This window comes from Pseudomonas sp. p99-361 (genome assembly GCF_003935475.1).
GTDB classification, from domain to species: domain Bacteria; phylum Pseudomonadota; class Gammaproteobacteria; order Pseudomonadales; family Pseudomonadaceae; genus Aquipseudomonas; species Aquipseudomonas juntendi.
This window is the reverse complement of sequence record NZ_RHQO01000031.1, coordinates 1-18949: the sequence shown is the minus strand read 5'-3', so window position 1 is coordinate 18949 and position 18949 is coordinate 1. Positions and strand designations below refer to the sequence as shown.

Sequence of the window (18949 nt, the reverse complement as noted above, 5' to 3'; positions counted from 1 at the left end):
CCTGTGGGAGCGGGCGTGCCCGCGAAGAGGCCAGAACAGGCAACAACTAAAAGGGCACATCCCCGAGGATCGTCGCCCGATGCATCACCCGCCGATTGGGCCGGTAGTCATCCACGGCAAAATGCTGGGTCACGCGGTTGTCCCAGAACGCCACGTCATGCTCCTGCCAGCGCCAGCGAATGCTGAACTCCGGCCGTGTGGCATGGGCGAACAGCAGCTTCAGCAACGCCTCGCTCTCCAGCTCGCTCAGCTCATTGATGCGCGTGGTAAACCCCTCATTGACGAACAACGCCTTGCGCCCGCTCACCGGATGCGTACGCACCACCGGGTGCGACAGGGGCGGGTTGTTGCGCCGCGTGGCTTCCCAGCGCGCCAGGTCTTCAGCGGTGGTGCCAAAGCGTTCCAGCGGGAACGACTTGGTGAAGTCGTGAGTGGCGGTCAGCCCGTCGAGCATGCCCCGCAGCGGCGCCGACAAGGCTTCAAAGGCAGCGATGCCGCTGGCCCACAAGGTATCGCCACCGTAGGCCGGCAACTGCTTGGCACTGAGCACCGCACCCAGTGCCGGGGTTGGCAGGAAGGTCACGTCGGTGTGCCACACGGCGTTGTCGCGCACATCAGTGACCGCCGTGTCGAGCACCAGCACCTGCGGGGTGTCCGGCACGTTGGGGTAGATCGGGTGAATGTGAAGGTCGCCGAAGCGGGCGGCAAAGCGCGCCTGTTGTTCCGGGTTGATCGGCTGGTCGCGGAAGAACAGCACCTGGTGCTGCAGCAGCGCCTGTTCAATGGCGTCGCGTTGTGCTGCGGTGATGTCGCGGCTGATGTCCACGCCGCTGATCTGGGCGCCGAGCGCCGGGCTGAGGGGAGTGATGGTCAGGCTCATGTCAGTCTCTTCGAACAGGCGCCAGTGTGCTGGCGTGGACAATGGGGTTCAGTGGCTTTGCCCGTGCCAGGGCACCAGCTTGCGTTGCAGGGCGCGCAGGCTCATTTCCAGTGCGAAGGCGATCAAGGCGATCAGCAGGATGCCCAGCACTACGACGTCGGTAACCAGAAACTGCGCCGCCGACTGCACCATGAAGCCCAGGCCACTGGTGGCGGCAATCAGCTCGGCGGCTACCAGCGTCGACCAGCCAACCCCCAGGCCGATGCGGATCCCGGTGAGGATGTCGGGTAGCGCGCTCGGCAGGATCACGTGCCGGATCAGCTGAGCCTTGCTTGCGCCCAGCGACTGCGCTGCACGCAACTTGGCCGGGTCGACGGTACGTACGCCGGTGGCGGTGGCAATGGCGATCGGCGCAAAGATCGCCAGGAAGATCAGCAACACCTTCGACAGCTCGCCGATGCCGCACCAGATGACAATCAGGGGCAGGTAGGCCAGCGGTGGGATCGGCCGGTAGAACTCGATCAGCGGGTCGAGGATGCCGCGTGCCACGCGGTTGTAGCCGATGGCGATGCCCACTGGGATGGCCGTCAGCGTGGCGGCCAGCAGGGCCACGCCGATGCGCCCCAGGCTGGCGCCCAGGTGCTGCCACAGGCTGGCATCCATGTAACCCTGGGTCAGCAAGGTCCAGCCCTTGGCCAGGATGTCGCCGGGCGAGGGCAGGAACAGCGGCTCGACCCAGCCGGCGGCAGTCACCAGCCACCACGCCAGCAAAAGGCTGGCGAGGGTCAGGGTGCTGATCCAGCGGGTGGAACGTGGCTGGCGCAGCTTGATGGCTGGCCTGTGTTGGGCGTTGTGTTTGCCGGTTACCGGCAGGTCCAGGCTGCTCATGCGCGCTCCTGCAGGCTTTGGCGTTGGGAAAACACCCGCGCCAGTACGTGCTCGCGGGTTTCGATGAAGGCCGGGTCGGACTTGATCGCCCGGGCCGATTCGCCAGCGGCATAACGCTGGCCGAAGTCCAGTTGCAGGCGTTCCACCACGCGCCCCGGGTTGGGCGCCAGCAGTACCAGTTCGCTGGCCAGGAATACCGCTTCTTCGATGTCGTGGGTAATCAGGAACACCGGCTTGGCGGTGCGCTGCCATACCTGCAGCAGCAACGCCTGCATCTGCTCGCGGGTGAAGGCATCGAGGGCGCCGAACGGTTCGTCCATCAATAGCACCCGTGGGTCGGCTGCCAGCGCCCGGGCCAGGCCCACGCGTTGCTTCTGGCCGCCGGACAACTGCCAGATGCGCCGCTCGCCGAAGCCGGCGAGGTCGACCAGGGCCAGCATCTCGCGGGCTTTGGCTTCACGCTCGGCGCGTGGTACGCCGGCCAGCTCCAGGCCGAATGCGACGTTGCCCAGCACGTTCTGCCATGGCAGCAGCGCGTCGTCCTGGAACACCACACCGCGCTCGGCTCCAGGCCCTTGCACCGGTACACCGTCGAGGGTGATGCGGCCGCCACTGGGGGTAACGAAGCCGGCGATCAGGTTGAGCAGCGAGGTTTTGCCGCTGCCGGATGGCCCCAGGGCCACCAGCAGTTGGCGCGGCCCCAGGCTCAGGTTGATGTCGGCCAGCACCGGGGTGGCGGCACCGGGGTACTGTGCGCTGATGCGCTCCAGTTCGAGCAAGGCCATGGCGGGCTCCGGTTCAGTTTGGAAGGAACTTGGCGCTGACGTACGGCGAGTAGTCCGGCAGTACGGCGTCAACCTTGCCTTGCTGCTTGAGGAAGTTGGCCGTGTCGGTCAGTGCCTGGGTGGTCGGTGCGCCCAGTGCGCTGGCCTGGTCGGCGGCCAGTGGGTAGACGTTGCCCTGCAGCAGCACCGGAATGTCGCTGGCCTTGGCGCCGGACAGCTTCACCAGTTTGTCTACGTTGCCCTTGTCAGCCAGCCAGGCTTGCGGGTCTTTGCGGTATTCGGCGTAGGCATCGAGGGTGACCTTGGCAAAAGCCTTGACCACGTCGGGGTGCTTCTCGGCGAAGTCCTTGCGCACGATCCAGGCATCGAAGGTGGGTGCGCCTTTTGCGGCCAGCTCGCCCGAGGTGATCAGCACCTTGCCGTTTTCCTTGGCCACGCCCAGGGCCGGGTCCCAGACGTAGGTGGCGTCGATGTCGCCGCGTTTCCAGGCGGCAATGATCGCAGGGGGCGCGAGGTTGAGTATCTGCACCTTAAAGGGGTCGATGTTCCAGGTCTTCAGGGCTGCCAGCAAGCTGTAGTGGCCAGTTGAAACGAATGGCACGGCGACTTTCTTGCCGACCAGGTCTTGTGGCGTCTTGATGCTGTCGCGGGCGACCAGAGCCTCGCCTGCGCCGATCTGCGTTGCGATCAGAAACGTTTCGACCGGCAGCTTGCGGGTGGCGGCGGCGGCCAGCGGGCTGGAGCCCAGGTAGCCGATCTGCACGTCACCGCTGGCTACTGCGGTGATCACATCGGCGCCGTTATCGAATTTGCGCCAGTCAATGCTGGCCTTGCTGGCTTTTTCGTAGTCGCCATCCACCTGCGCCACCTTGGCGGGGTCGACGGTGGTCTGGTAGGCGACGGTCAGGTCGGCCGCCTGGGCCAGCCAGCTGGCGCTGGCGAGGGTCAGGGCGGCGAACAGGCGCAGCGGGGCATGCGGGATCATGGTGAACCTCTCGTCAGGCAAACTGGGGTATGGCGAGAAGGCTAAATGATCTAAAAAATTTAAAATAAATAACTTTTTTGCATTAGCTTAGGAGGTAAAGCTGTAGGAGCGGCCTTGTGTCGCGATGCGCGAAGAAGCGGCCCTGACGATGGCTGCTGCGAAGCTGAGCGTTTAGGGCCGCTTCGCGCCCCATCGCGACACAAGGCCGCTCCTACAAAGCCTGGGAAGGGTCATAACCTGGGTCAATGGCGAAATCAGATCAGGCTGCTAGGCTTCTCCGTCCCTATAGAACATTAAGGAATTAGGTTATTAGCAAACGTTTGCAAATAGCTGAATGCTATTAGAAACCGCAGAGCTACAACGATTGGTTGCAAAGGTTCGTTACATATTCCCTAAAAATCTTAGAAATTCACAAAACGGTCATTTTGGATTTATAGGATTGTCATTATCCTGTAGCGCAGGTGGCGCCTTAGACCAAAGTCGAGAAACGTTTAGAAACGTTTGACTTACCAGTCACACTTTGGGACTAAATCGCCAATCCACGGTGAGCGGGGCACAAGACCCTACCGCCAGAGATACACAAAAATTAGAACGTAGAGGAGCACAACATGTACAAGTCCAGCCTGGCCGTGGCCGTGGCACTGGGGGTTTTTGCCCAAACAGCAGGCGCTGCCGGTTTCGTGGAAGACAGCAAACTGTCCCTCAGCTCGCGCACCATGTATTACGACAACGATAACCGTGATGCCCATGCAAGCAGCTCCACTAACTTCAAGCGTCCAGATCAGCGTGAAACTGGCCAGGGTTTCAAGCTCGACTATATCTCAGGCTTCACCGAGGGTACCGTTGGCTTTGGTGTTGACGCCCAGGCCCTATGGGGTATCCACCTGGATGGCGGCCGCGGCTATCACAAAAGCGGCTTCATGCCAGACGCCAGCAATGGCTCGTCGGTTAATCAGTGGGCCCGCGTTGGCGCTAACGCCAAGGCGCGTTTTTCTAAGACCGAAGCCCATTTTGGTAGCGCTCTGGCGCCGAACCTGCCGATCTTAGTCGCGAACGATGGCCGTGTGCTGCCGCAAACCTTCGAGGGTGGCACTATCCAGTCGAAGGAAATCGACAACCTGACCATCAACGCCGGTCAGCTGACTCACGCCATGGGCCGTGCGTCGAGCAACCGTACTGGCCTGTCGGTCGCTGGCGCCACTGCCGACAGCAACAAGTTCCGCTACGGCGGCCTGGACTACAAGCTCACTCCAGACCTGACCCTGCAGTACTACTACTCGAACCTGGAAGACTTCTACAAGCAGCACTTCCTGGGTGCCACCCACGTCTTCAAGATCGCCGACGACCAGTCGTTCAAGACCGACCTGCGCTACTTCGACAGCAGCAGCGACGGCAACAACGGTCACGGCGGCGGCTACAACTTCAGCAACAACGGTGGTTACGCCAAGAACACTGGCAAGGTCGACAACAAGACCTGGTCGGCCATGTTCACCTACACCCTGGGTGGCCACGCGCTGATGCTCGGTCGTCAGCAAGTCAGCGATGACGGCGGTTTCGTCTGGCTGAACCAGGGCAACGTGGTTGACGGTAACGGTCGCCCTGAAGGTGCTGGCGGTGCCAGTTTCTACCTGTTCACCGACAGCATGATCAACCAGTTCGCCCGTGCCGGTGAGAACACCAACTTCGGCCAGTACTCGTATGACTTCGCTTCGCTGGGCGTTCCGGGCCTGAAGGCTTCGGTTTCCTACCTGCGTGGTGACGACATTCGCTACAAGAGCGGCCACGGCACCTACAACGAATGGGAACGTGACGCTCGCGTCGACTACACCATTCAGCAAGGTACCCTCAAAGGTCTGGGCTTCAGCTTGCGCCAGGGTGTGTACCGTGGTGGCAGCAGCGAAGCCAGCGCCGACCAAGACCAGACTCGCTTCATCGTGAACTACACTTACAGCTTCCTGTAAGTCGTAGCGACACCCAAGAGCCTCGCCTAGTGCGAGGCTTTTTCATGTCTGCGGATTTGTATGTAAAAAAGTTATAAATAAATCATTATTTATTCTTTTTGTTTTTAATCAATTGCAGGCACAGTCTATTCACACGCTGACCACAACCCAGCCCAGGAGCCGCAGCCTATGAGCCTAAAACTCGGCGATATCGCCCCCGATTTCGAACAGGATTCCAGCGAAGGCAAGATCCGTTTCCATGAGTGGCTGGGTAACAGTTGGGGTGTGCTGTTCTCCCACCCGGCTGACTTCACCCCAGTATGCACCACTGAGCTGGGCCTGACTGCCAAGCTCAAGGACGAATTCGCCAAACGCGGAGTCAAGGCCATTGCCTTGTCGGTCGACCCGGTCGATTCGCACCACAAATGGATCGCCGACATCAACGAAACCCAGAACACCGTGGTCAATTTCCCGATCATCGCCGACGCCGACCGCAAGGTTTCAGACCTTTATGACCTGATCCATCCGAACGCCAGCGACACCCTGACCGTGCGCTCGCTGTTCGTGATCGACCCGAACAAGAAGGTGCGGCTGACCATCACCTACCCGGCCAGTACCGGGCGCAATTTCAATGAAATCCTGCGGGTGATCGACTCGCTGCAGCTGACCGACAACCACAAGGTGGCCACGCCAGGTAACTGGCAAGACGGCGACGACGTGGTGATCGTGCCTTCGCTCAAGGACGAAGAAGAGATCAAGCAGCGCTTCCCCAAAGGGTATCGTGCCGTCAAACCCTATCTGCGCCTGACCCCCCAGCCCAATCGTTAACGCATTCCTCGTTGCATCGCTCTTAGCCTCACAGGGATTTTCGGGCCGTTTCGACGGCCCTTTTTTTTGCACTTTCACCGTTACCCGCCCCCTGTAGGAGCGGCCTTGTGTCGCGATGGGCCGCAAAGCGGCCCCAAGATCGCGATGCCACCAAATAACAATAAGGAATAAACAAATAAATAAATATGATTTCTAGATATATGAACTGACTGCTAATGTCATCCCCAACAGAACACAAGGAACCGCTGCAATGTTGGTCGTCTCAATCGGTGGTAGCCCAAGTCCACGTTCACGCTCCGGCGTGCTGCTGGAGCGTTCGCGCCAGTGGCTGCAGCATCGCGGCGTCGAAGTGGTGACGTTCCAGGTACGTGACTTCCCCGCCGAAGACCTGCTGCATGCCCGTTTCGACAGCCCGCAGGTACAGCACTTCCAGCAACTCGTGGCCCAGGCCGATGGCCTGATCGTCGCCACACCGGTGTACAAGGCATCGTTTGCCGGTGCTCTGAAAACCTTGCTCGACCTGCTGCCCGAGCGCGCTTTGGCACACAAGATCGTGTTGCCGATCGCCACCGGCGGCAGCATCGCCCACATGCTGGCGGTGGATTACGCACTCAAGCCCGTGCTGTCTGCACTCAAGGCGCAAGAGACCCTGCAAGGGATCTTCGCTGACGACAGCCAAGTCGCTTACGCAGAGGGCAGCAAGCCCGCGCAACTGCTACCCGCGCTGGAAGAACGCCTGCAGGACTCGCTGGAAACCTTCCACGTTGCCCTGGCCCGTCGGCCGCGCCCCGTGGCCCCCGGTGTACTGAACGAACGCCTGCTCAGTGCTCGCTGGAGCATCTGACCGGTTTTATCCGCTTTACCACCTTACTCGCCCGCCAACGAGGCAAGCAGGTGCAACCCGAACCCTATCGCACAGGAGAGCGCCATGCGCACAGTCTTCTTGCGTCGCGGTCTGGTCGCCCTGTTCGCGGCGGCTGTGTCCTTCGGCGCCATCACCCAAGCCCAGGCCGAGAGCCTGCGTATCGGTTATCAGAAATACGGCACCCTGGTGCTGCTCAAGGCCAAGGGTACGCTGGAGAAGCGCCTGGCCGAGCAGGGCGTACAGGTGCAGTGGACCGAGTTTCCCGGCGGCCCGCAGCTGCTTGAAGGGCTGAACGTCGGCTCGATCGATTTTGGCGTCACCGGTGAAACACCACCGGTATTCGCCCAGGCCGCCGGCGCCGACCTGCTCTATGTGGCCTACGAACCGCCCGCGCCGCACAGCGAAGCGATTCTCGTGCCCAAGGGTTCGCCGGTACAGTCGGTGAAGGACCTCAAAGGCAAGAAAGTCGCCCTCAACAAAGGCTCCAATGTGCACTACCTGCTGGTGCGTGCACTGCAAGACGCGGGCCTGCAGTACAGCGACATCCAGCCGGTTTACCTGCCGCCGGCCGACGCCCGGGCAGCCTTCGAGCGCGGCAGTGTCGACGCCTGGGTGATCTGGGACCCGTACCAGGCCGCCGCCGAGCAACAGCTGCAGGCGCGCACCCTGCGTGACGGCAAGGGCCTGGTCGACAACCATCAGTTCTATCTCGCTACCCGCAACTACGCGACCGAGCACCCAGCGGTGATCAACACCGTTATCGAGCAAGTGCGCGCCGTGGGCGAGTGGTCGCAGGCCAACCCGCAGGAAGTCACCGACCAGGTGGCGCCGCTGCTCGGCTTGCCTGCCGACATCACACTTACCTCGGTCAAACGCCAAGGCTACGGCGCCGCGCCCCTCACCCCGCAGGTAGTGGCGGCGCAGCAGAAGATCGCCGACACCTTCCAGGCGCTCAAGCTGATACCCAAGCCGTTGAGCATCAAGGATGTGATCTGGACACCCCCGGCCAAGGTCGCTAGCGCGCCTTGAATGATGCGCCCATGCCGGGGTACCGCCCCGGCTCGTGCCCCCCTTGAGGAGACAACTCCAATGAGTCTGAACATTTTCTGGTTCCTGCCCACCCACGGTGACGGCAAGTACCTGGGCACTGCCGATGGCGCCCGCGCGGTCGACCACGGTTACCTGCAACAGATCGCGCAAGCTGCCGACCGGCTTGGTTTTGGTGGGGTATTGATCCCGACCGGGCGCTCCTGCGAGGACTCCTGGCTGGTCGCGGCCTCGCTGATCCCCGTGACCCAGCGCCTGAAGTTTCTGGTGGCCCTGCGCCCCGGCATCATCTCGCCAACCGTGGCTGCTCGGCAGGCAGCCACCCTTGATCGCCTGTCCAACGGCCGGGCGCTGTTCAACCTGGTCACCGGTGGCGACCCGGACGAGCTGGCCGGTGACGGCCTGCACCTGAACCACCAGCAGCGCTACGAGGCGTCGGTCGAGTTCACCCGTATCTGGCGCAAGGTGCTGGAAGGCGAAAACGTCGATTATGACGGCAAGCACATTCAGGTGAAGGGCGCCAAGCTTCTCTATCCGCCGATTCAGCAGCCCCGGCCGCCCCTGTATTTCGGCGGTTCTTCAGAGGCTGCCCAAGACCTGGCGGCTGAACAGGTCGAGTTGTACCTGACGTGGGGTGAGCCACCGGCAGCCGTGGCCGAGAAGATCGCCCAAGTGCGCAAAAAGGCCGCTGCTCAAGGCCGCGAAGTACGTTTCGGTATCCGCCTGCACGTGATCGTGCGCGAAACCAACGAAGAAGCCTGGGCCGCCGCCGACCGCCTGATTTCGCACCTGGACGATGACACCATTGCCCGTGCGCAGGCCTCGCTGGCGCGCTTCGACTCGGTGGGCCAGCAGCGCATGGCCGCCCTGCACGGCGGTAACCGCGACAACCTGGAAGTCAGCCCCAACCTGTGGGCGGGTGTTGGCCTGGTGCGTGGCGGTGCGGGTACCGCGCTGGTCGGTGATGGCCCGACCGTGGCCGCGCGGGTCAAAGAGTACGCCGAGCTGGGCATCGATACCTTCATCTTCTCCGGCTACCCGCACCTGGAAGAGTCGTACCGAGTGGCCGAGCTGCTGTTCCCGCACATTGACGTGAACCGCCCGGAACAACCCAAGGCGGGTGGCTACGTGAGCCCGTTCGGCGAGATGGTAGCCAACGACATCCTGCCCAAGTCCGTCGCGCAGAGCTGAGGGCCAGGCCATGAGTCGTGCAACTTCCAACAACCTTGCCCAGCGGCTGGCGCCATGGGCGCTGCCGGTGCTGCTGCTGGCCGCCTGGCAGCTGGCGGTCAGTGCTGGCTGGCTGTCGACGCGCATCTTGCCGGCGCCTAGCGCGGTGGTCAGTGCTGGCGTCGAGCTGGTGCGTAGCGGTGATATCTGGACCCACCTGGCCATCAGTGGCTGGCGTGCCGGGCTGGGCTTCGTCATCGGCGGCGGCATCGGCCTGGCGCTGGGCTTCATCACGGGCCTTTCGAACTGGGGCGAGCGCCTGCTCGACAGCTCGGTGCAGATGATACGCAACGTGCCGCACCTGGCACTGATCCCGCTGGTGATCCTGTGGTTTGGTATCGATGAGTCGGCGAAGATCTTCCTGGTTGCGCTGGGCACGTTGTTCCCGATCTACCTGAACACCTACCACGGCATTCGCAATGTGGACCCGGCGCTGGTGGAAATGGCCCGCAGTTATGGGTTGTCCGGCTTCAGCCTGTTCCGCCAGGTGATCCTGCCGGGGGCGCTGCCGTCGATCCTGGTGGGCGTGCGCTTTGCCCTGGGCTTCATGTGGCTGACCCTGATCGTTGCCGAAACCATCTCGGCCAACGCGGGCATCGGCTACCTGGCCATGAACGCCCGTGAATTCCTGCAGACCGACGTGGTGGTGCTGGCCATCGTTTTGTACGCCGTGCTCGGCAAGCTCGCCGACCTCGCTGCCCGTGGCCTGGAGCGTGTGTGGTTGCGCTGGCACCCAGCCTACCAAGTGGCGAAGAAGGAGGGCGCATGACCGTGCTCAAGGAACAGCCGCCACGCCTGCTGCGTGGCATACCGCTGGCCGCCAACGGCTTGCGCAAGGCCTTTGGCCAGCGCGAAGTATTGAAGGGTATCGACCTGCACATTCCGGCGGGCCAGTTCGTGGCCATTGTCGGCCGCAGCGGCTGCGGCAAGAGCACCTTGCTGCGTTTGCTGGCCGGGCTCGACCAGCCCACTGCCGGGCAGTTGCTGGCCGGTGCCGCGCCGCTGGACGAAGCGCGCGAAGAAACCCGCCTGATGTTCCAGGACGCACGCCTGCTGCCTTGGAAGAAGGTGATCGACAACGTGGGCCTGGGCCTGTCTGGCGACTGGCGCTCGCGAGCGCTGGATGCCCTGGAGGCGGTTGGCCTGGCCGACCGCGCCAATGAGTGGCCGGCGGCGCTTTCGGGTGGCCAGAAGCAGCGCGTGGCGCTGGCCCGGGCACTGATCCATCAGCCGCGCCTGCTGTTGCTGGACGAGCCGTTGGGCGCGCTGGATGCCCTGACCCGTATCGAGATGCAGCAACTGATCGAACGCCTGTGGCGTCAGCACGGGTTCACCGTGCTGCTGGTTACCCACGATGTCAGCGAGGCGGTTGCCGTGGCTGACCGGGTGATCCTGATCGAAGACGGCGAGGTCGGGCTCGACCTCACTGTCGACCTGGCACGGCCTCGGGCGCGTGGTTCGCACCGCCTGGCTGCGCTGGAAAGCGAAGTGCTCAACCGTGTGCTGTCGGCCCCGGGCGCTGCGCCCGAGCCGGATCCTGTAGCCCCTCTGCCCACGCAACTGCGTTGGGCGCACTGAACCCCCAGAAGCCAAAAGGAAGCCAATCATGACTATCAAAGCCATCAACGTTCGCAACCAATTCAAAGGCACTGTGAAAGAAATCCTCGAAGGGCCGGTACTGTCGGAAATCGACGTGCAGACGGCTTCGGGCATCGTCACTTCGGTGATCACTACCCGCTCCGTGCGTGAGCTGGAGCTGCAGGTGGGCAGTGAAGTGATTGCCTTTGTGAAGTCGACGGAAGTGTCTATCGCCAAGCTGTGATGAAAGTGGCCCGCGGGCCGCTTTGCGACCCTTCGCGGGCACGCCCGCTCCCACAGGGGATCGCGCATTTCTTGAGTGTGGGAGCGGGCGAGCCCGATCGCGACACAAGGCCGCTCCTACAGGTACTGCACAGGTTTTCGGCCTTGTGCCTTTCCCTGTGGGCGCCGGCTTGCCGGCGGTGAGGCCACCAAATTCAACGCTTGATTAGAAACGGCGGCAGATACAACCCCAGATACGCCTCGAACACCCGCTTGCCTTCCTCGGCCATACGCGGGGTGATCGCCTCATGCAGCTGCACCGAGCGCGCATACACCCGGTCGCTGAGCTCCATGGCCAGGGCAAACACATCCACATCCAGCGGCATCACCGGCAGGTGGAAATGCTGGTCGAACAACTTGTACATCAGGTCGCCCAGTTCCATGTCGTGCTGCCGATCGGCTTGCACCACTTCACTCAGCCCGTGCTGGGCAAGAATCAGCTGCCGCGCTGCTGCATCCTGGTTGTAGATATCCAGCATGCGCTGCTCGATCAGCCGTGACAGCTCATGCCAGGTACTGAACGCCTGGCTGTCGATCGGTGCCCTCAGAGCCTCACGGAAAGCTCGGTGCACGTCGGCGGTCAACGCCTCGAGCAACGCCGGCACGCTGGCGAAGAAGTGATAGACCGACGACGGCGGAATCTGCGCACGCTCGGCCACGCTGTAGATCGACATTGCCGCCACCCCCACCTCGGCCAGTAGTTCGCGGGCAGCCGCCAGGATCGCTTCGATCCTGGCCTGGCTGCTGGCGCGCGGTTTGCGCGGGGTAGCGGTACGCGTCATCAGTTGCTGATCGCCAGGATGCTGGCTTGATAGGCACCCACGAACAGGTCGAAATCACCGACTTCTTCCTGCTCCAGCTCGGCCTGCCTGGCCAGCGACTCGCGGGCCAGCGTCTCGTAGGTTTGTTGCTGCTCCTGGCTCAGCGGCTGTTCACGGAAGGTCTCGGCGTGAATACGGCTCTGGCGCAGCGAAAACTGCACGAAGCTTTCGTCATGCTCGGTCATGCGCGCCAGCACCTGGGCCGAAGGCGTCAGCGAGGCGTCATCGACCTTGGCCTGTTGCGCATCCAGCGCCTTGCTGTGGGCATCGGTATCTTCGGCCTGGTCCAGTAGCTCGGCCAACTGTCGAATACGCTCGATCAGCTCGCCGGCCCACACCTTCAGGCTGACCGGCTGGCCGTTGCGCTGCAATTCCAGGCCCGGGCGGCGACCTTCCTTGACCACGGCCAGGAAGTTGCTGGTGCACTGGCCACACTCGGCATTGCCCAGTTGCGGGCTTTCTTCCAGGGCACAGAACAGCAGGAATGCATCGAGGAAGCGCGCCTCGGTCAGGTCGATGCCCACTGGCAGGAACGGGTTGATGTCCAGGCAGCGCACTTCAACATACTGCACGCCGCGCGAAGTCAGGGCCTGGATCGGCCGCTCGCCGGTATAGGTGACGCGCTTGGGGCGTATGTTCGAGTAGTACTCGTTTTCGATCTGCAGGATGTTGGTATTCAGTTGTACCCACTCACCGTCGACGTGCGTGCCGACCTCGACATAGGGCGGGTAGGGCGTGCCCACCGCCTTGCGCAGGCTGTCGGTGTAGCTGGCCAGGTTGTTGTAGCAAGGCGTGAGGCCCGCCTGGGCGTTGCTCTGGTAGCCCAGGTCGCTCATGCGCAGGCTGGTGGCGTAGGGCAGGTACAGGGTTTCGGCGTCCAGCTCTTCGAGCTGGTGCGGGCGGCCACGCATGAAGCCTTTGTCCAGGGCCGGCGAGGCGCCAAACAGGTACATCAACAACCAGCTGTAGCGGCGGAAGTTGCGGATCAGCGCAATGTAGGCCGACGACTGATAGTCGCGGTCGGGCTCGCTGCTGCCTTCGGCAGCACGCAGCAAAGGCCACAGAGCCTCTGGCAGCGAGAAATTGTAATGGATGCCGGCGATGCACTGCATGGTGCGGCCATAGCGCAAGGCCAGGCCTTTGCGGTAGACGTGCTTGAGCTTGCCGATGTTCGAGCTGCCGTACTCGGCGATCGGGATGTCCTCTTCGGCCGGCAACGTGCATGGCATCGATGGGCTCCACAGGTACTCGTCGCCCAGCTTGCTGTAGACGAAACGGTGGGTCTGTTCGAGGCTTTCGAGCACTTTCGCCGGGTCGGCCAACGCGGGGGTGATGAATTCCAGCAGCGACTCGGAATAGTCAGTGGTGATCTGCTCGTTGGTCAGCGCCGATCCCAGTGCATCCGGGTGCGGGGTCTGGGCCAGGCGACCTTCGTCGGTCACGCGCAGGCATTCGCGCTCAATACCGTGCAGGCACTGCTTGAGCAGGGGAAGATTGGCGCCGAGCAGGCTCAGGCGGCGGTTGAGGAGTTCGCTCAAGATGTATTCCTTCACGCGTCAGTCGCCCCAATATGGGGGTAGAGATAACGGTCTACAAGGGTAGGGAGAAAGGAACTGGCGTTGTCGCCTGGTTTACGCGGATCCAGCAGTGCCAGCGCACTGCTGAAAATACCGCAGATACTGCTTGGTGAGCTAGAGAACCGCAAAGGTTCCTTGCGCCTTGGCCACCAGTTTGTCGCCCTGGACTACGTCGGCGTCGACCACCAGGGTACGCCGCCCGGCATGCAGCACGCGGGCGGTGCACAGGACCTCGCCGTCACTGACGGCGCGCATGTAGTTGATCTTGCATTCGATGGTGACGCTTTGCTGGTCAAAGCCATGGTTGGCCGAACAGGCCAGGCCCATGGCGATATCCACCAGGCTGAAAATAGCCCCGCCGTGCAGCTTCTGGCCACGGTTGCGCAACTGCGGCTGCAGCGCCAGGGAGACCTCGGCAACGCCGGGCTCCAGGCGTTGCAGGCGGCAGCCAAGGAGCTGGCTGAAGGCGCTTTCGACATATTCGCGTGGTATGTCCATCACTTCTTCTTCAGCTGCTTGGCGTTGGCGAACAGCGCGGCCATGGCGTTGTTGGCCGGGGCCGCGGTAGCGGTTTCACGTTGGCGTGGCGCCTGTTGCTGGCGGTTGCCTGCCGGGCCACGGTTACCGCCGCGGTTGCCTTCGACCTTTTCGCCCGGGGTGTCGCTCATGCGCATCGACAAGCCCACACGCTTGCGCGGGATGTCCACCTCCATGACCTTGACCTTGACCACGTCGCCGGCCTTGACCGCCTCACGCGGGTCCTTGACGAACTTCTCCGACAGCGCCGAGATATGCACCAGGCCGTCCTGGTGTACGCCGATATCGACGAAGGCACCGAAGTTGGTGACGTTGGTCACCACGCCTTCGAGGATCATGCCTGGCTCCAGGTCCTTGAGGTCTTCGACGCCATCCTGGAAGGTGGCGGTCTTGAATTCCGGGCGTGGGTCGCGGCCGGGCTTGTCCAGTTCCTGCAGGATGTCGGTCACGGTCGGCAGGCCGAAGGTTTCGTCGGTGAAACGCTTGGGGTCCAGGCGCTTGAGGAAGCTGCTGTCGCCGATCAGCGAGCGAATATCGCGGTCGGTATCGGCGGCGATGCGCTGGACCAGGGGGTAGGCTTCGGGGTGAACCGCCGAGGCGTCCAGCGGGTTGTCGCCGTTCATCACCCGCAGGAAGCCGGCAGCCTGCTCGAAGGTTTTCTCGCCCAGGCGGCTGACCTTTTTCAGCGCCGCGCGGGTGGCGAACGGGCCGTTGGCGTCGCGGTGCGCGACGATGTTCTGTGCCAGCGTGGCGTTAAGCCCGGAGATGCGCGTCAGCAGCGCCACCGAGGCGGTATTCACATCCACGCCCACGGCGTTCACGCAGTCCTCGACCACGGCGTCCAGGCCACGGGCCAGTTTCAACTGCGAGACGTCGTGCTGGTACTGGCCAACGCCGATGGATTTCGGGTCGATCTTCACCAGTTCGGCCAACGGGTCCTGCAGGCGGCGGGCAATCGATACGGCGCCACGGATCGATACGTCCAGGTCCGGGAATTCGCGGGCGGCCAGTTCCGAGGCCGAGTACACCGACGCGCCGGCTTCGGAGACCATGACCTTGGTGATTTTCAGGGCTGGATATTTCTTGACCAGTTCGGCGACCAGCTTGTCGCTTTCGCGGCTGGCGGTACCGTTGCCGATGGCAATCAGCTCCACCGAGTGCTTGGCGCACAGCGCGGCCATGATGGCGATGGTCCGGTCCCAGTCGTTTTTCGGGGCGTGCGGGTAGACCGTGGTGTGGTCCAGCAGCTTGCCGGTGGCGTCGACCACGGCGATCTTGCAGCCAGTGCGCAGGCCAGGGTCGAAGCCCAGGGTGGCGCGCGGGCCGGCCGGGGCCGCCAGCAGCAGGTCGTGCAGGTTGTGGGCGAACACGTTGATCGCCTCGCCTTCGGCGTTGTCGCGCAGTTCACCGAACAGGTCGGTTTCCAGGTGGGTGTAGAGCTTGACCTTCCAGGTCCAGCGCACCACTTCTGCCAGCCATTTGTCGGCCGGGCGGCTGCGGTTCTCGATGCCGACGTGGTTGCTGATCATCAGCTCGCACGGGTGCAGGGTACCGGGCAGTTCTTCGCCCACTTTCAGCGAAGCGCTCAGCACGCCCTCGTTGCGCCCGCGGAAAATTGCCAGGGCGCGGTGCGAAGGGGCGGTGCGCAACAGCTCGTCATGGGCGAAGTAGTCGCGGAACTTGGCGCCTTCCTCTTCCTTGCCGGCCACCACGCGGGCACTGAGCACGGCTTCCTGCTTGAGGAAGCTGCGCAGTTTGTCGAGCAACGCGGCGTCTTCGGCAAAGCGCTCCATGAGGATGTATTTGGCGCCTTCCAGGGCGGCCTTCACGTCGGCCACGCCCTTGTCGGCATCGACGAAGCGTGCCGCTTCGCTTTCCGGGGTCAGTGACGGGTCGTTGAACAGGCCGTCGGCCAGCTCGCCGAGGCCGGCTTCGAGGGCGATCTGGCCCTTGGTACGGCGCTTCTGCTTGTACGGCAGGTACAGGTCTTCGAGGCGGGTCTTGGTGTCGGCCAGCTTGATTTCGCGGGCCAGTTCCGGGGTCAGCTTGCCCTGTTCCTCGATGCTGGAGAGGATGCTGGCGCGGCGTTCGTCGAGTTCGCGCAGGTAGCGCAGGCGCTCTTCCAGATGGCGCAGCTGGGTGTCGTCCAGGCTACCGGTCACTTCCTTGCGGTAACGGGCGATGAAAGGCACGGTCGAGCCTTCGTCCAACAGGCCCACGGCCGCCTCGACCTGCTGGGGGCGTACGCCCAGTTCCTCGGCGATACGGCTGTTGATGCTGTCCATGTAAACCACCTGACATTTGTGAATACGGGGGTCGCCAATGGGCTTTCGCCCGGCGGCGCAGGATGAAAGCGGCGCATTATACCCATCGCAAACCGCTTGCGGTGATGGCGCCCGGCCAGTCGGAACTGGCGCCCGGGGAAAAATCTGCTAACAATGCTCACGGCACGCGTTGCAATGGCTACGCCATAATGCGCGGCGATCTCAGAGGAGTTATTCATGACCGGCACGCCGAACACCGCAGAAGGTGAAAAGATTCTCATCGTCGACGACGATCCAGGGCTGAGTAGCCTGCTGGAACGTTTCTTCACCAGCAAAGGCTACCGAGCCCGCGCGGTGCCCAACACCGAACAGATGGACCGCCTGCTGTCCCGCGAGGTGTTCAACCTAGTGGTGCTGGACCTGATGCTGCCGGGCGAAGACGGCCTGTCGGCGTGCAAGCGCCTGCGCCAGCACAACAACCAGATCCCGATCATCATGCTCACTGCCAAGGGTGACGAGCTCAGCCGCATCAAGGGCCTGGAGCTGGGTGCCGATGACTACCTGGGCAAGCCGTTCAACCCGGACGAGCTGATGGCCAGGGTCAAGGCCGTGCTGCGCCGTCAGGCACCCACCGTGCCAGGGGCACCGGGTAGCGAAGACGAGTCGGTCACCTTCGGCGACTACGAGTTGTCGCTGGCCACCCGCGAACTCAAGCGTGGCGACGAAGTGCACATGCTCACCACCGGTGAGTTCGCCGTGCTCAAGGCGCTGGTCATGCATGCCCGCGAGCCGCTGACCCGCGACAAGCTGATGAACCTGGCCCGTGGCCGTGAATGGGATGCCCTGGAGCGCTCCATCGACGTTCAGATTTCGCGCCTGCGGCGCATGATCGAGCCCGACCCGTCCAAGCCCCGCTACATCCAGACCGTGTGGGGCGTGGGCTACGTGTTCGTGCCGGACGGAAACGCCGGAAAGTGATGCCTGACCGTCGATGAAAACACCGCTCTGGTTTCCGCAAAGCTTCTTCGCCCGCACCCTGTGGCTGGTGTTGATCGTTGTCCTGTTCTCCAAGGCCCTGACCCTGGTCTACCTGCTGATGAACGAGGACGTACTGGTCGACCGGCAGTACAGCCACGGTGTGGCGCTGACTTTGCGCGCGTATTGGGCTGCCGACGAAGAAAACCGCGACAAGATCGCCGAGGCGGCAGGCCTCATTCGTGTGACCGGCTCGGGCGTGCCCGAAGGCGAGCAGCATTGGCCCTACAGCGAAATCTACCAACGCCAGATGCAGGCCGAGCTGGGCGAGGACACCGAAGTACGCCTGCGCATTCATGCGCCGCCGGCGCTGTGGGTAAATGCGCCGAGCCTGGGCCCGGGCTGGTTGAAGGTGCCGTTGTACCCGCACCCGCTACGCGGGCAGAAAATCTGGAACGTGCTGGGCTGGTTCCTGGCCATTGGCCTGTTGTCCACCGCTTCGGCGTGGATCTTCGTGCGGCAGTTGAACCAGCCGCTCAAGCGTCTGGTGTTCGCCGCCCGCCAGCTGGGCCAGGGGCGCAGCGTGCGGTTGCCGATCAGCGACACCCCCAGCGAGATGACCGAGGTGTACAGGGCCTTCAACCAGATGGCCGAAGACGTCGAGCAGGCTGGGCGTGAACGCGAGCTGATGCTGGCCGGGGTTTCGCATGACTTGCGTACACCGCTCACGCGCCTGCGTTTGTCGTTGTCGTTGCTCAACAGCGACAACGACCTGAGCGACGATATGGTCCGTGATATCGAAGACATGGACGCGATTCTCGACCAGTTCCTGGCGTTTATCCGTGATGGCCGGGACGAGCCGGTCGAAGAGGTCGACCTGGCGGACCTAGTGCGTGAGGTGGTCGCCCCCTACAACCAGCCGGAAGAACGTGTGCGCCTGTGCCTGGAGCCGATCCCGCCGTTCCCGCTGCGCCGCGTGTCGCTCAAGCGCATGTTGGGCAACCTGATCGGCAATGCCTTGCACCACGCAGGCAAAGGGGTCGAGGTGGCAGCCTATGTCTCGGGTGACGAAAGTGCGCCGTACGTGGTGCTGAGCGTGCTGGACCGCGGTACCGGCATTGACGAGTCGGAGCTGGAAACCATCTTCAACCCGTTCATCCGGGGTGACCGGGCGCGGGGTGGCAAGGGGACCGGGTTGGGGTTGGCCATCGTCAAGCGTATTGCGGCGCAGCATGGCGGCAATGTCGAGCTACGCAACCGGTCCGGGGGCGGTATCGAGGCGCGGGTGCGGTTGCCGTTGGGGCTGTTGTTGCCGCGTAACGCCGTTTGAGTTTGGTTGGCTGTGCCGGCCCTGTCGCCGGCAAGCCCACGGGGATCGCATCAGGGCTGGCAGGTGTTTGCCACAAGGTATGCAGCGCCTGTTAGAGCGAGCGCCGCCCGCGCGGCGCATCGCGAGCTGCGCTGGCT

18 protein-coding genes are annotated in these 18949 nt (G+C 63.1%); 10 read left to right on the top strand and 8 right to left on the bottom strand.

Going from position 1 to position 18949, the window contains the following annotated elements; all coding sequences use genetic code 11:
- Positions 1 to 46: 46 nt before the first annotated feature.
- From tauD to tauA, 4 genes are read right to left on the bottom strand one after another with little or no spacing between them, the layout of a single operon-like run.
- Positions 47 to 880 carry a taurine dioxygenase gene (gene tauD / locus EGJ22_RS15105; protein ID WP_009682233.1) on the bottom strand — a complete coding sequence of 278 codons (834 nt, stop codon included), beginning with the start codon at positions 878 to 880 and terminating at the stop codon, positions 47 to 49.
- 48 nt (positions 881 to 928) lie between these two features.
- A complete protein-coding gene (gene tauC / locus EGJ22_RS15100; protein WP_029884771.1) occupies positions 929 to 1768 on the bottom strand; it encodes a taurine ABC transporter permease TauC in 840 nt (279 codons plus the stop codon).
- The gene (tauB, locus tag EGJ22_RS15095) at positions 1765 to 2553 is read right to left on the bottom strand and encodes a taurine ABC transporter ATP-binding subunit (protein ID WP_029884770.1); all 789 of its coding nucleotides are present in this window, start codon (positions 2551 to 2553) and stop codon (positions 1765 to 1767) included. The genes tauC and tauB overlap by 4 nt, the downstream gene beginning before the upstream one ends.
- Before the next feature lie 13 nt (positions 2554 to 2566).
- Positions 2567 to 3538, bottom strand: coding sequence for a taurine ABC transporter substrate-binding protein (tauA, locus tag EGJ22_RS15090; protein WP_029884769.1), 972 nt, complete (start codon positions 3536 to 3538; stop codon positions 2567 to 2569).
- Between the two features lie 608 nt (positions 3539 to 4146).
- Between tauA and EGJ22_RS15085 the strand changes: the two genes are divergently transcribed.
- From EGJ22_RS15085 to EGJ22_RS15050, 8 genes are all read left to right on the top strand, one after another.
- Complete coding sequence (locus EGJ22_RS15085) at positions 4147 to 5499, top strand: OprD family porin (RefSeq protein WP_029884768.1); 1353 nt, start codon at positions 4147 to 4149, stop codon at positions 5497 to 5499.
- A 168-nt stretch (positions 5500 to 5667) separates the two neighbouring features.
- Positions 5668 to 6306, top strand: coding sequence for a peroxiredoxin (locus EGJ22_RS15080; RefSeq protein ID WP_009682239.1), 639 nt, complete (start codon positions 5668 to 5670; stop codon positions 6304 to 6306).
- A gap of 250 nt (positions 6307 to 6556) precedes the next feature.
- The gene (gene ssuE, locus EGJ22_RS15075; protein ID WP_029884767.1) at positions 6557 to 7150 is read left to right on the top strand and encodes an NADPH-dependent FMN reductase; all 594 of its coding nucleotides are present in this window, start codon (positions 6557 to 6559) and stop codon (positions 7148 to 7150) included.
- 84 nt (positions 7151 to 7234) lie between these two features.
- On the top strand, positions 7235 to 8200 hold the full coding sequence (locus EGJ22_RS15070; RefSeq protein WP_029884766.1) for a sulfonate ABC transporter substrate-binding protein: 966 nt from the start codon (positions 7235 to 7237) through the stop codon (positions 8198 to 8200).
- A gap of 60 nt (positions 8201 to 8260) precedes the next feature.
- On the top strand, positions 8261 to 9409 hold the full coding sequence (gene ssuD / locus EGJ22_RS15065; protein ID WP_029884765.1) for an FMNH2-dependent alkanesulfonate monooxygenase: 1149 nt from the start codon (positions 8261 to 8263) through the stop codon (positions 9407 to 9409).
- A 10-nt stretch (positions 9410 to 9419) separates the two neighbouring features.
- A complete protein-coding gene (gene ssuC, locus EGJ22_RS15060; protein ID WP_029884764.1) occupies positions 9420 to 10217 on the top strand; it encodes an aliphatic sulfonate ABC transporter permease SsuC in 798 nt (265 codons plus the stop codon).
- Entirely contained in the window at positions 10214 to 11026 is an 813-nt protein-coding gene (gene ssuB, locus EGJ22_RS15055; protein WP_029884763.1) for an aliphatic sulfonates ABC transporter ATP-binding protein, read from the top strand. Before ssuC ends, ssuB begins: the two co-directional genes overlap by 4 nt.
- A gap of 28 nt (positions 11027 to 11054) precedes the next feature.
- The gene (locus EGJ22_RS15050; protein WP_003255829.1) at positions 11055 to 11270 is read left to right on the top strand and encodes a molybdopterin-binding protein; all 216 of its coding nucleotides are present in this window, start codon (positions 11055 to 11057) and stop codon (positions 11268 to 11270) included.
- 193 nt (positions 11271 to 11463) lie between these two features.
- On the opposite strand, the gene EGJ22_RS15045 is transcribed toward EGJ22_RS15050, so the two are convergent.
- The 4 genes from EGJ22_RS15045 to EGJ22_RS15030 all read right to left on the bottom strand — a co-directional run bounded on the left by EGJ22_RS15045 (position 11464) and on the right by EGJ22_RS15030 (position 16528).
- Positions 11464 to 12090 carry a TetR/AcrR family transcriptional regulator gene (locus EGJ22_RS15045; RefSeq protein ID WP_009682245.1) on the bottom strand — a complete coding sequence of 209 codons (627 nt, stop codon included), beginning with the start codon at positions 12088 to 12090 and terminating at the stop codon, positions 11464 to 11466.
- Positions 12090 to 13667, bottom strand: a complete 1578-nt coding sequence (gene gshA / locus EGJ22_RS15040; RefSeq protein ID WP_009682246.1) for a glutamate--cysteine ligase — start codon at positions 13665 to 13667, stop codon at positions 12090 to 12092. The genes EGJ22_RS15045 and gshA overlap by 1 nt, the downstream gene beginning before the upstream one ends.
- A 153-nt stretch (positions 13668 to 13820) precedes the next feature.
- Positions 13821 to 14204, bottom strand: coding sequence for a PaaI family thioesterase (locus EGJ22_RS15035; RefSeq protein ID WP_050492247.1), 384 nt, complete (start codon positions 14202 to 14204; stop codon positions 13821 to 13823).
- Positions 14204 to 16528 (bottom strand): Tex family protein, encoded by a 2325-nt coding sequence (locus tag EGJ22_RS15030; protein WP_009682248.1) that lies wholly within the window; start codon positions 16526 to 16528, stop codon positions 14204 to 14206. The genes EGJ22_RS15035 and EGJ22_RS15030 overlap by 1 nt, the downstream gene beginning before the upstream one ends.
- A gap of 216 nt (positions 16529 to 16744) precedes the next feature.
- Between EGJ22_RS15030 and ompR the strand changes: the two genes are divergently transcribed.
- Entirely contained in the window at positions 16745 to 17485 is a 741-nt protein-coding gene (gene ompR / locus EGJ22_RS15025; RefSeq protein WP_009682249.1) for a two-component system response regulator OmpR, read from the top strand.
- 13 nt (positions 17486 to 17498) lie between these two features.
- Positions 17499 to 18812 carry an ATP-binding protein gene (locus tag EGJ22_RS15020; protein WP_029887604.1) on the top strand — a complete coding sequence of 438 codons (1314 nt, stop codon included), beginning with the start codon at positions 17499 to 17501 and terminating at the stop codon, positions 18810 to 18812.
- Positions 18813 to 18949 lie beyond the last annotated feature (137 nt).